Annotated in this window: 14 protein-coding genes; all 14 read left to right on the top strand. The window is 64.8% G+C overall.

Annotated features, from left to right (window positions below):
* Positions 1-62: 62 nt before the first annotated feature.
* The 14 genes from AC5Y2L_RS18270 to dprE2 all read left to right on the top strand — a co-directional run bounded on the left by AC5Y2L_RS18270 (position 63) and on the right by dprE2 (position 12,547).
* On the top strand, positions 63-2,033 hold the full coding sequence (locus tag AC5Y2L_RS18270; RefSeq protein ID WP_499938862.1) for a DUF6541 family protein: 1,971 nt from the start codon (positions 63-65) through the stop codon (positions 2,031-2,033).
* Between the two features lie 93 nt (positions 2,034-2,126).
* Entirely contained in the window at positions 2,127-2,597 is a 471-nt protein-coding gene (locus AC5Y2L_RS18265; RefSeq protein ID WP_499938961.1) for a bacterial proteasome activator family protein, read from the top strand.
* Positions 2,598-2,600: 3 nt separating this feature from the next.
* Complete coding sequence (gene wzt / locus AC5Y2L_RS18260; protein WP_499938860.1) at positions 2,601-3,437, top strand: galactan export ABC transporter ATP-binding subunit Wzt/RfbE; 837 nt, start codon at positions 2,601-2,603, stop codon at positions 3,435-3,437.
* Positions 3,430-4,338 (top strand): galactofuranosyltransferase GlfT1, encoded by a 909-nt coding sequence (glfT1, locus tag AC5Y2L_RS18255; protein ID WP_499938858.1) that lies wholly within the window; start codon positions 3,430-3,432, stop codon positions 4,336-4,338. Before wzt ends, glfT1 begins: the two co-directional genes overlap by 8 nt.
* An 84-nt stretch (positions 4,339-4,422) precedes the next feature.
* Complete coding sequence (gene wzm / locus AC5Y2L_RS18250; protein WP_499938856.1) at positions 4,423-5,253, top strand: galactan export ABC transporter permease subunit Wzm/RfbD; 831 nt, start codon at positions 4,423-4,425, stop codon at positions 5,251-5,253.
* A gap of 142 nt (positions 5,254-5,395) precedes the next feature.
* The gene (locus AC5Y2L_RS18245) at positions 5,396-6,634 is read left to right on the top strand and encodes a threonine/serine exporter family protein (protein ID WP_499938854.1); all 1,239 of its coding nucleotides are present in this window, start codon (positions 5,396-5,398) and stop codon (positions 6,632-6,634) included.
* A gap of 89 nt (positions 6,635-6,723) precedes the next feature.
* A complete protein-coding gene (locus tag AC5Y2L_RS18240; RefSeq protein ID WP_499938852.1) occupies positions 6,724-7,257 on the top strand; it encodes a GTP cyclohydrolase I in 534 nt (177 codons plus the stop codon).
* Between the two features lie 5 nt (positions 7,258-7,262).
* Positions 7,263-7,796, top strand: coding sequence for a 6-carboxytetrahydropterin synthase (locus AC5Y2L_RS18235; protein WP_499938850.1), 534 nt, complete (start codon positions 7,263-7,265; stop codon positions 7,794-7,796).
* Between the two features lie 56 nt (positions 7,797-7,852).
* On the top strand, positions 7,853-8,056 hold the full coding sequence (locus tag AC5Y2L_RS18230) for an NfeD C-terminal domain-containing protein (RefSeq protein ID WP_499938848.1): 204 nt from the start codon (positions 7,853-7,855) through the stop codon (positions 8,054-8,056).
* Positions 8,057-8,097: 41 nt separating this feature from the next.
* A complete protein-coding gene (locus AC5Y2L_RS18225; protein WP_499938846.1) occupies positions 8,098-9,216 on the top strand; it encodes an SPFH domain-containing protein in 1,119 nt (372 codons plus the stop codon).
* A 170-nt stretch (positions 9,217-9,386) separates the two neighbouring features.
* Entirely contained in the window at positions 9,387-9,875 is a 489-nt protein-coding gene (locus tag AC5Y2L_RS18220; protein WP_499938845.1) for a GreA/GreB family elongation factor, read from the top strand.
* A gap of 136 nt (positions 9,876-10,011) precedes the next feature.
* Complete coding sequence (locus tag AC5Y2L_RS18215) at positions 10,012-10,353, top strand: GtrA family protein (protein WP_499938960.1); 342 nt, start codon at positions 10,012-10,014, stop codon at positions 10,351-10,353.
* A gap of 31 nt (positions 10,354-10,384) precedes the next feature.
* The gene (gene dprE1, locus AC5Y2L_RS18210) at positions 10,385-11,782 is read left to right on the top strand and encodes a decaprenylphosphoryl-beta-D-ribose oxidase (protein WP_499938843.1); all 1,398 of its coding nucleotides are present in this window, start codon (positions 10,385-10,387) and stop codon (positions 11,780-11,782) included.
* The gene (gene dprE2, locus AC5Y2L_RS18205; protein ID WP_499938842.1) at positions 11,783-12,547 is read left to right on the top strand and encodes a decaprenylphospho-beta-D-erythro-pentofuranosid-2-ulose 2-reductase; all 765 of its coding nucleotides are present in this window, start codon (positions 11,783-11,785) and stop codon (positions 12,545-12,547) included.
* Position 12,548: the final 1 nt, after the last annotated feature.

Genomic DNA, 12,548 nt, shown 5'->3' with positions numbered 1-12,548 from the left:
AGCCGGTCAGCTGTACGACGAGGCCTCGCAAGCCAGGTCACCCGGCCAGCCATACTAGTCGAGTGGGGCTTGCCTTCGGAACGCTGATCGCGCTGTTCTTACTAATCGCCCCCGGCGCCATCGTCGCGCGCATCGCGCAGCTAACTTGGCCGACCGCCATAGCAGTTGCTCCGGCCCTCACTTACGGGGTGGTTGCGCTGGCCATCATTCCCTACGGGGCGGTGGGAATCCCCTGGAACGGGTGGACGGCGCTGGCCGCACTGGTCGCGGTGTGCCTGGTGGTGACGGGTTTGCAGGTGTGGCTCGCCCGCTACCGCGACAGGGACGCTGAGGCCCGCGCGCCGGGCGGCCGTCCGGCGCTCATCGTGGCCGCCGGTGTGCTGCTGGGCGCTCTGTTGATCGCCTTTGCCGCCTATCGCGGCCTGGTGCACTGGCAATCCATTCCGAGCACCTGGGACGCCGTCTGGCATGCGAACACGGTGCGCTGGATCCTCGACACCGGACAGGCGTCCTCGACCCACATGGGCGAGTTGCGCAACGTCGAAACGCATCGCGCGCTCTACTACCCGGCGGTGTTCCACGCCCTGACCGCGGTGTTCTGTCAGCTGACCGGCGCGGCGCCAACCACCGGCTACACCCTGAATTCGGTGGCGGCATCGATCTGGCTGTTTCCGGTCAGCGCCGCCGTCCTCACCTGGCATGTGCTCCGCCCACGGACCAGCGAACTACGCGCCGCCGGCGCCGCGGCCACCTCGGCCGCGCTGTCGGCGTCGTTCACCGCAGTGCCCTATGTCGAGTTCGGCGTCGCCGCGATGCCGAACCTGGCCGCCTACGGCATCGCGGTTCCGACCATGGTGCTGATCACCTCGACATTGCGGCATCGCGATCGCATTCCGCTGGCCGTGCTGGCGCTGGTAGGGATTTTTTCGGTGCACATCACCGGCGGGGCCGTCGTCATGCTCTTGCTGGGTGCGCGGTGGCTTTTCGAAGAATTGTGGCGTCCCGTGCGGGGCCGCATCGCCGACGTTTTGACGCTTGCCGCCGTCGGGGTGATGGCCGGGCTGATCCTGTTACCCCAGTTCTTCAGCGTCACGCAACAAGAAGACATCATCGCCGGGCACTCGTTCCCCACGTACCTGAGCAAGAAACGCGGCCTGTTCGACGCCGTCTTTCAGCACTCGCGGCATCTCAACGACTTTCCGGTGCAATACGCGGTGATCGTGCTCGCCATGATCGGCGGGCTGATTCTGCTGTACAAGAAGGTGTGGTGGCCGCTGGCCGTCTACCTTCTGCTCATCGTCGTGAACGTGGATGCCGGAACACCCTTGGGTGGGCCGATCGGCGTCGTGGCCGGCGGAATCGGCGAGTTCTTCTACAAAGATCCGCGGCGCATCGCGGCGGCGACAACGCTGCTGCTGACAGCTGGAGCGGGCCTCGGATTGTTCGTGACCGTCATGCTGCTGGCGGCACTGGGGAGGCGACTGACCGACCGTTTCAGACCGGTGCCCGCACCGGCCTGGGCCGCGACGACAGCAGTGCTGCTGACCGCTATCACCCTGGCAAGTGCGTGGCATTACTTTCCGCGGCACCGGTTTCTGTTCGGGGACAAATACGACTCGGTGATGATCGACCAAAGAGACCTCGACGCCATGGCCTACCTGGCGAAGCTGCCGGGCGCGCGCGACACCATCATCGGAAACTCCAACGTCGACGGCACGGCCTGGATGTATGCGGTCGCCGACCTACATCCGCTGTGGACCCACTACGACTTCCCGCAGCAGACCGGCCCGGGCTATTACCGCTACATCTTCTGGGTCCACGCCCGCGAAGGCACCAGCAATCCGAAGGTGGTCGAAGCCATCCGCGCGCTCAACATTCGTTACATCCTGACCAGCGAGCCGACGGTGCGCGGGTTCGCCGAGCCCGAAGGGATAAGGTCTCTGGAGAAATCGCCGTCGTGGGCGAAGATCTACGACAACGTCGGGGCCCAGATCTGGGAATGGCGCGGGTATACCGCAGCGAAACCCTCCTAACCGACACGCAAGAGGACGGTGACTGGATTGAGAACTGGCGATGGCCCAGATGACAACGGCATCGAGATCGTCGGTGGTGTCGACCCGCGGATTATGGCGGTACGCGGCGCGGCGAACGACGATGACGACAACGACGAACGCTCGCTGACCGACCTGGTCGAGCAGCCGGCCAAGGTGATGCGCATCGGCACGATGATCAAGCAACTGCTGGAGGAAGTCCGCGCCGCACCGCTCGACGAAGCCAGCCGCAACCGGCTGCGGGAAATCCACGCCACCAGCATCCGGGAACTCGAAGACGGGCTGGCGCCGGAACTGCGCGAGGAGCTCGACCGCCTCACCCTGCCCTTCAACGAAAACAGCGTGCCCTCGGACGCCGAACTGCGAATCGCCCAGGCCCAGCTGGTCGGCTGGCTCGAGGGGCTGTTCCACGGCATCCAGACGGCGCTGTTCGCCCAGCAGATGGCCGCCCGCGCGCAGCTGGAGCAGATGCGCCAGGGCGCTTTGCCGCCAGGCATGGGGAAGCCGGGCCACCCCGGCGGTCACGGCACCGGCCAATATCTGTAAGCCGTGCCCAGCCGCCCGTACATCGAAACCCGCAATGCGTGGGTGGAGTTTCCCATCTTCGATGCCAAGTCGCGTTCGTTGAAGAAAGCGGTACTGGGCAAGGCGGGCGGCACGATCGGGCGCAACAACTCCAACGTCGTCGTCGTCGAGGCATTGCGCGACATCAGCATGTCGCTGAGCCTCGGCGACCGGGTTGGTCTGGTGGGCCACAACGGCGCGGGGAAATCGACTCTGCTGCGGCTACTTTCGGGCATCTACGAACCGACCCGCGGCTCCGCGACGGTCCTGGGCCGGGTGGCTCCGGTGTTCGACCTGGGTGTCGGCATGGACCCGGAAATCTCCGGCTTCGAGAACATCATCATCCGGGGCTTGTTCTTGGGGCAGACCCGAAAGCAGATGCTGGCCAAGGTCGACGAGATCGCCGAGTTCACCGAGCTCGGTGAATACCTGTCGATGCCGCTGCGCACCTACTCCACCGGGATGCGGGTGCGGCTGGCGATGGGTGTGGTCACCAGCATCGACCCGGAGATCCTGTTGCTCGACGAGGGCATCGGCGCGGTGGACGCGGACTTCTTGAAGAAGGCCCAGACGCGGCTGCAGCGCCTGGTGGAGCGGTCCGGAATCCTGGTGTTCGCCAGCCATTCCAACGAATTCCTGGCCCGGCTGTGCAAGACCGCGATGTGGATCGACCACGGCGTCGTCAAGCTGACCGGCGGCATCGAGGAAGTGGTGCGCGCCTACGAGGGCGAGGACGCCGCCCGGCACGTCCGGGAAGTGCTGGAGGAGACCCGGTCCGACGCCGTTGAGCCGCTGGCGCAAAAAGCTTCCGGGGATGAGTGACGCCGTCTTCGCCGTCGTGGTTACCCACCGGCGCCCCGACGAGTTGGTCAAGTCGCTGGATGTGGTGACCGGCCAGACCCGGTTGCCCGATCACTTGATCGTCGTCGACAACGACGCCGCCGAAGAGGTGCGGGAACTCGTTGCGCGCCAACCGATTCCCAGCACCTATTTGGGTTCGCGCCGAAACCTCGGGGGGGCAGGCGGTTTCGCACTCGGGATGCTGCACGCGCTGGCCCAGGGCGCCGACTGGATATGGCTGGCCGACGACGACGGACGCCCGCAGGACGACCGCGTGCTGGCGACGCTGCTGGCCTGCGCCGAGAAGTACGGTCTGGCCGAGGTATCGCCGATGGTGTGCAACATGGACGACCCGCAGCGGCTGGCGTTTCCGCTGCGACGTGGGCTGGTATGGCGCAGGCGCGCAAGCGAATTGCGCACCGAGCCGGGACAGGATCTGCTACGCGGGATCGCGTCGCTGTTCAACGGCGCCCTGTTCCGGGCGTCCACGTGCGAATCGATCGGCGTTCCGGATCTACGGCTGTTCATCCGCGGCGACGAGGTGGAAATGCATCGCCGGCTGGTGCGGTCCGGCTTACCGTTCGGCACCTGCCTGGACGCGGTTTACCTGCATCCGTGCGGATCCGACGAATTCAAGCCGATTCTGGGTGGCCGGATGCACACGCAATACCCGGACAACCCGACCAAGCGATTCTTCACCTACCGCAACCGCGGCTACCTGATGTCGCAGCCGGGTCTACGCAAGCTGCTGTTTCAGGAATGGGTGCGCTTCGGTTGGTTCTTCGTGGTGACCCGCCGCGACCCCAAGGGTCTGCTGGAATGGATTCGGTTGCGCCGCTTGGGTCGTCGTGAGAAGTTCGGACGGCCTGGAGGTTCGGTGTGACGCGCGCCGGCGACGATGCAGTGGGGGCACCCCCAGCAGCGCAGCGGCTAGGGGGACAACGAGCGATGAGGAGGAGCGGCGCAGATGACATTTGTTGACGCGGCGGCTCAATCCAAGACGTTCGCGCGCGCCCGGACAGATCTGATCGAGGGCTTCCGCCGCCACGAACTCTGGCTGCACCTGGGCTGGCAGGACATCAAGCAGCGCTACCGTCGCTCGGTGCTGGGACCGTTCTGGATCACCATCGCGACCGGCACCACCGCGGTCGCCATGGGCGGCTTGTATTCGAAGCTGTTTCACCTGGAGCTGTCGGTGCACCTGCCCTATGTGACCCTCGGGTTGATCATTTGGAACCTGATCAACGCCGCCATCTTGGAAGGCGCCGAGGTCTTCGTCGCCAATGAAGGCTTGATCAAGCAATTGCCCACACCGCTGTCCGTCCACGTCTACCGGCTGGTGTGGCGGCAGATGATCCTGTTCGCGCACAACATCGTCATCTATCTGGTGATCGCGGTCGTGTTCCCCAAACCGTGGTCGTGGGCCGACTTGTCGGTCGTGCCGGCGCTGGCGTTGATTTTCCTCAACGCCGTGTGGGTGTCGCTGTGCTTCGGCATTCTGGCGACCCGGTACCGCGACATCGGACCGCTGCTGTTCTCCGTCGTGCAGTTGCTGTTTTTCATGACGCCGATCATCTGGAACGACGACACGCTGCGCCAGCAAGGCGCCGGGCGCTGGTCGAGCATCGTCGAACTCAACCCGCTGCTGCACTACCTCGATATCGTCCGGGCTCCGCTGCTGGGTGCTCACCAAGAGCTGCGGCACTGGGCGGTGGTGGTCGTCCTGACGGTCGTCGGCTGGGCGTTGGCGGCCATCGCGATGCGGCAATACCGGGCGCGGGTTCCGTACTGGGTCTAGATTGGCGCCGGATTACCCGTCGATTGACCCACCCAAGCGCTCGCTGAGCGTCATGATTAGTCAACGGTCAGGAGCTTGTAGCCGGTGCTCAACAGCGGCCGCCGGCTTGGTCCGAGGGGACGGGCGTAACGATGAGCAGACCATGACCGCGTCCCCCGACCGGAGCGAGACATTGGTCGTCGACTTCCTCGCCCGCCTCGGCGGGGCCATGATCGCCGCCAACTACCCGGTGAACCTGGTGAGACGCACGCTTTCCCGAGCGGCCGACCGGTACGGGTTAGCCCATCATCTGCTGGTATTGCCCAGCTACATCCAATTGGGCGGATCGAATCACGCGGGCGGCGAGCTTGTGCGAGTGGTGCGCGCGGAGCGTGAACTGCGATACGACCAGACCTTCCCGCTGGCTCACCTCGTCGACCGCGCCGAGCATGGCAGTATCGCTCCCGCGGCAGGGCTGACCGAACTGGGCCGCATCCACGATCTGCCGCGCCGATTTCCCTTGTGGGTCAACGTGATCGGCTATACCGTACAGAGCGCCGGCTTCGCGTTGATCCTGCAGCCCACCCCGATTGCGCTGATTGCGGCCAGTCTTTTCGGCCTGCTGGTAGGCCTGTTGGGACTCCTGGACCGAGTCAGCGCCGCGATCGGCCAGTTACTGCCGGCCATCAGCGCATTCCTCGTCGGCACATGCGCATTCACCCTGGACCGGCTGTTGCATCTGGGGCCGAACAATCTGCGGGTGGAGGCAGCGCCGCTGGCCCTCTTTCTTCCCGGCGTCGCAATCATCTTGGCTGTCATCGAGCTGACCACTCGAGAGATGGTGTCCGGGTCGGCCCGGCTGGCCGCCGGATTGATGCAGCTGGCTCAGGTGGCCTTCGGCATTCTCATCGCCGCTCAACTGGTAGGGGTGCCCGCCGGCGACTTCGTCGTCGGGCCGGTGAACAAATTCGGCGCATGGGCGCCCTGGCTTGGCGTCGCCGTGTACGGGATCGGGATACTGCTGTACCTCGGTCCGCCACGCGGGTTCACCCCGTGGCTATTGGCGATCCTTTTCGTCGCCTACTCCGGCCAAGTCCTGGCGAATGCGGTGTTCGGCAGTTACGCAAGCGGATTCGGCGGCGGCTTCGCACTAATGTTGTGCGCCTTGGCCGTTTCGCAGCTACCCAACACCCCACCGACCGCCGCCATGCTATTGCCGGGATTTTGGCTGCTGGTTCCCGGGGCGCTCGGCCTGGTAGGAGCCACGCAACTGATCGGCACAAACCAGGGCGCGGTGTTCAGCGTGGCACTGGTGTCGATGATTTCCATCGCGCTCGGCTTTCAGGCCGGCCTCTTGGTCTGGGGGGCGTTCCATCAGCTCCGCGACACCGTTTGGAAGTGAAGGCCTCCACTCCATACGGGGTGTGACTGCGCGCTGCGCTATGGCGGGCCGCGGCTCCAAGAATCCTTTGAGAATTCGCCAAGGATCTTTTGAGAATCCTTCAAGGCATCGCGCGGACGCTGGGCCGGCTACCACAAACGATTCCCGAGAGGATCTACATGCTGCGTCATGCCGATGTGTCGATGCTCGCCGGTGGCTCAGCCCCAACCTCGGACAGCGACTGCGAGGTGGACCTGGCCCGTCCGATTCCGTTTCATTCCCTGTGCGAGCAGCATCTGCTTCCGTTCTACGGCGTCGTGCATGTGGGATACGTCCCCGACGAAACGCGGTTAGGAGCGTCCGAGTTAGCCCGCATCGTCGAGGCGTGTGCCCGGGGCATTCAGATCCAGCAGCGGATGACCACCCGGATCGGGCTGTGGCTGCACCACCAGTTGGCGCCTCGCGGGGTGGCCGTCCTGGTGGAGGCGGTCCACATCTGCACGCCACCGAGCCGCGTCTCTTCTGTTGGCACGCAGACGATCACCACCTCCTACTACGGATCCTTCTTCGAGAGCGCGCGGGCCCGTCGTGAATTCCTCAAGCTGGCAAGCCAAGAGCAGACGTCGACTCAGGAAGGAAAGTGACGCCAATGAGTAACTCCGCCCTCGCCGACGTGGTGCAGATTGCGACAATGCACCGTGACGATGCGCCGCTGGGCCGGACGGCGCGGTTCCATATGCGCGAGCAGTTCGACAGTCTGCCGTGCTGCCACCGCTCCTGGACCAAAGCCGGAAAGCGTTTCTTCCTGCACGGCTACGAGCGGGCCTTTCAAATCGAATTCGCTTGCGCGCAAACCGATCCGGGCACCGGATTGGTGTTGGATCCCGATGTGGTCGAGGAAATCCGGTCGGCACTGCGAAAGCAGTTCGACCACACCACGCTGATCGCCGCGGACGATCCAGAGCGTGATCTGTTCGAACTGCTGGCCGAGCGGGGTGTGATCGATCTGCGGATCATGGACAGCACCGGCATGGAGCGCTCTGCAGCTTGGGTTTTCGACACCGTCGAGGGCATCGTCGTGCGGGCAACACAAGGCCGGGTCTGGGTGTCACAGATCAAGGCGCGGGAGAGCCACAGCAACGCCGTCACGTTGACCGCGCGGGCGGCGGCATTCCCGAACTGAAACGTTGGCGATTAAGAGCCTCGACGCCGAACCACCCCGAGGAGCATTATGCGATCGTGACTGAGGTCGTCGGCTGCGTTGGAACGCTGCTCGTCGCGACTCGCGGCCAAGACGGCGCCGGCGAGGTGTTGCTCACCGTACGCGGCGCCAAAGAGGCATTCCTGGCCTGGTCCGACGAACCACTACCCAAAGGCACCCAGGTGCTGGTGGTTGAGGCTCGGGGCGCGCGAACTGTGGTCGTCGAACCTTGGAGCCACTAACGAAATCCCCTGCAACACAACAACAAAATCGAGGAGTCATCATGCTCGGCTACAAAGTGCCCAACCCGGACGAGGCCATGCTGATCTCTGGCGGCCGAGCCAAAGGCAACGCGCCCTTTCGCGTGGTGACCGGCCATGGCGCCTTCGTCATCCCGTTCTTCCGCAAGGTCCGGTTCCTTACCTTGTCCATGTGTGAAGCCGAGGTCGCCGACAAGTGCGTCACCCAGCAGGGCATCACGCTCAACGTCCGCGCGGTAATCGCCTTCAAGGTCGGCAGCGACAACGAAAGCATCGTCGCCGCGGCGCAACGATTCCTCTCCGAACAGGACCAGATGTCGGTGCTCACCGGCCGGATCTTCGCCGGTCACCTGCGCTCGATCATCGGCTCGATGACCGTCGAGCAAATCATCCGGGAACGCCAGAAGCTGGCGACCGAGGTGCTCGACGGGTCCAAGGAAGAGATGGCCCGGATCGGCCTGAGCGTCGACGCCTTGCAGATCCAGTCCATCGACGACGGCGGTATCGGCTACATCAACGCGATGGCGGCGCCGCACAACGCCGCCATCCAGCAGCAGGCGCAGATCGCTCAGGCGCAGGCGAACCAGAAGGCCGCCGAAGCCGAGCAGGAGTCGCAACGTAAGCAGGCCGAATTCGCCCGCGAGACGGCCATCGTCAAGGCGCAATACAAAGCGGAGGTGGACAAGGCACAGGCCGAGGCAGCCCAGGCCGGTCCGCTTGCCGAAGCCGAGGCTCAGCGTGAGGTGCTGGCGATGCGCACTGAGTTGGCCCAGCGCGCCGCCGAACTGCGCCAGCAGGAGCTGGTCGCAGAGGTGGTCAAGCCCGCGGAGGCCGAAGCCGAACGGGTCCGGATTTTGGCGCTGGCCGAGGCGGAGAAGATGAAGATCCAGGCCGAGGCGGCCGCGTCGCACAACCGGGTGGCGCTGGACCGGATGCTCATCGACCAGTTGCCCGAAATTGTGGAAAAGGCCGCCGGCGGGCTGGCCGGTGCAAACCTGACGGTGCTCAACGGCGCCGACGGACTCAGCCAGGTGGCCAGCGGACTCGTCTCGCAAGGCAAAGCAATTTTCGACGCCTTGCGGGGCGAAGTCATGGACTACGGATACGACGGTGAAGCCGCCCCTGCGGCCACCGCGCCGTGAGGTAAGTGCGCAGCTTGGCGTCCGTTTGAAAACGCTTGCCGGAAATCGGTGACGGCCGCGCCCGGTGGTGTCACACTGAGGCGCCACGGGTTGGATTCACGATTGCTGAGCTGGTCGGCAAACGGGTATCCATGGGCAATACGTCAATCTGGCGCGAAAGGTCGGCGGACGTGAGTAAGAAGGTCCAATCATCGGGGCTGGCGGAGGCGGCGCGCGATCAGCTCGCCGCGGAGTTGGCTCGGCTGCGCCAGCGCCATGACCGCCTCGAGACCGAGGTCAAGAACGACCGCGGCATGGTCGGCGATCACGGCGACGCGGCCGAGGCAATCCAGCGCGCCGACGAACTGGTCGTGCTAGCCGACCGGATCAACGAACTCGATCGCCGCTTGCGCGCCGGGCCGGTCGAACAAACGGATGCGTCCGAAGCGCTGCCCGTCGGTACCGAGGTGACATTGCGGTTCTCCGACGGAGAAGTGGTCACCATGCACGTCATCTCCATCGTCGAGGAGACTCCGGCCGGCCGCGAAGGCGAAACCCTGACGGCTCGCAGTCCGCTGGGCCAGGCGCTGGCCGGACGCCAGCCGGGCGACACGGTGACCTATTCCACCCCGCAGGGGCCCAACCAGGTCGAATTGATCGCCGTCAAGCTGCCCACCTGAGCCGCCCGCCACCGGCCGGTTACCTGCACCGCCCGTTAGACTCCCCCCGATGGTTGCCCCGATCCCCGAGGCTGCACCGGCGCGCCAGCAGCTGAGCCTGAGCACGCAGGTGTGGCGCTTCGTCGTCACCGGTGCCATGTCGGCCGTGGTCGACTTCGGTCTCTACGTCATTCTGCTCAAGGTGGCGGGGTTGCCATACGATCCGTCGAAGGCGCTCAGCTGGTTTGCCGGGACCATCACCGCATACTTGATCAACCGCCGATGGACATTTCAGGCCTCCCCCAGCACCGCTCGCTTCATCGCGGTCATGGTGCTCTACGGCATCACCTTTGCCGTGCAGGTGGGGCTCAACCATCTGTGCCTGGCGTTGCTGCACTACCGGGGCTGGGCGATACCCGTCGCGTTCGTGATCGCCCAGGGGACCGCCACGGTGATCAACTTCGTTGTGCAGCGAGCCGTGATCTTCCGGATCCGCTGACCCGGCCCGGCAAGCGGTACCCTCTTTGACGATGTTCAGCAACCCGGAGCCCATCAACGCTGCCACCAGGCCGGTCCGCCTCACCGGGTGGGGCCGTACGGCACCGTCGGTGGCCACGGTGCTGCGCACCCCCGATCCAGAGGTGATCGCCAAGGCCGTCGCCCAGCTGGCCGACTCCCGGGCCGACCGGGGCGTGATAGCCCGCGGACTGGGGCGGTCCTACGGCGACAACGCGCAAAACGGCGGCGGCCTGGTGATCGATATGACCGCGCTGTCCAAAGTCCACTCCATCAGCGCGGACTCGAAGCTGGCCGACGTCGACGCCGGGGTGAACCTCGATCAGCTGATGAAGGCGGCCCTGCCGTTCGGGTTGTGGGTGCCGGTGCTGCCGGGAACCCGTCAGGTCACCGTTGGCGGTGCGATTGCCTGCGATATCCACGGCAAGAACCATCACAGCGCGGGCAGCTTCGGCAACCACGTCCGCAGCATGGACCTGCTGACCGCCGATGGCGAAATCCGTCGCCTCACCCCCGACGGGGAAGAGTCCGAACTATTTTGGGCCACCGTCGGGGGCAACGGCCTGACCGGGATCATCCTGCGCGCGACCATCGAGATGACACCCACCGAGACGGCGTATTTCATTGCCGACGGCGATGTGACGGCCAGTCTCGACGAAACCATCGCGCTGCACAGCGACGGCAGCGAAGCGCGCTACACCTATTCCAGCGCCTGGTTCGACGCGATCAGCGCTCCGCCGAAACTGGGCCGCGCCGCGGTGTCGCGGGGGTCGCTGGCAACACTCGACCAGTTGCCCGACAAGCTGCGCCGAAATCCATTGAAATTCGATGCACCGCAACTACTTACGTTGCCCGATGTGTTCCCCAACGGGCTGGCCAACAAATACACCTTCGGGCCCATCGGCGAGTTGTGGTACCGCAAATCCGGCACTTATCGCGGCAAGATCCAGAACCTGACGCAGTTCTACCACCCGCTGGACATGTTCGGCGAATGGAACCGCGCCTACGGGCCGGCGGGTTTCCTGCAGTACCAGTTCGTGGTTCCCACCGAGGCTGTCGACGAGTTCAAGAAGATCATCCGCGACATCCAGGCCAGCGGCCACTACTCGTTCCTGAACGTGTTCAAGTTGTTCGGCCCGGGTAATCAGGCGCCGCTGAGTTTTCCGATCCCGGGCTGGAACATCTGCGTCGACTTCCCGATCAAGCCGGGGCTGGGCGAGTTCGTCAGCAAATTGGACCGCCGCGTACTGGAGTTCGGCGGACGGCTGTACACCGCCAAGGACTCGCGCACCACCGCCGAAACCTTTCACGCCATGTATCCACGGATCGACGAATGGATTGCGCTGCGCCGCAAGGTAGATCCGATGCGGGTATTCGCATCCGACATGGCTCGACGCTTGGAGCTGCTGTAAATGGTGCTGGACGCCGTGGGAAATCCGCAAACCGTGCTGCTGCTGGGCGGTACCTCCGAAATTGGACTGGCCATCTGTGAGCGGTACCTGCAGAACGCTCCAGCCCGGATCGTGCTGGCCGCCATGCCCGACGATCCCGGCCGAGACGACGCCGTCGCGCAGATGAAAGCCGCCGGCGCGCGGTCGGTGGAGTTGATCGACTTCGAAGCCACCGACACCGACAGCCACCCCAAGATGATCGAGCAGGCTTGGGCCAACGGTGATGTCGACGTGGCGATCGTCGCGTTCGGGTTGCTCGGCGACGCCGAAGAACTCTGGCAGAACCAGCGCAAGGCGGTGCAGATCGCCGAAATCAACTACACCGCAGCGGTTTCCGTGGGCGTGTTGCTGGGCGAGAAGATGCGCGCCCAGGGCTTCGGTCAGATCATCGCGATGAGCACGGTGGCCGGTGAGCGGGTGCGACGGTCCAACTTCGTCTACGGCTCCACCAAGGCCGGACTGGACGGCTTCTACCTGGGCTTGTCAGAAGCCTTGCGCGAGTACGGTGTTCGCGTTCTGGTCATCCGCCCGGGACAGGTGCGGACCCGGATGAGCGCGCATATCAAGGAAGCTCCACTGACCGTCGACAAGGAGTACGTCGCCAACCTCGCGGTGACGGCGTCGGCAAAAGGTAAGGAACTGGTTTGGGCGCCAGCAGCGTTCCGGTACGTGATGATGGTGTTGCGACACATCCCGCGGAGCATCTTCCGCAAGCTGCCAATCTGAC

The sequence above is a fragment of the Mycobacterium sp. NGS66 genome (genome assembly GCF_059812225.1).
Note: the sequence above shows the minus strand (reverse complement) of the source record. Positions and strands in the feature narration are given on the sequence as shown.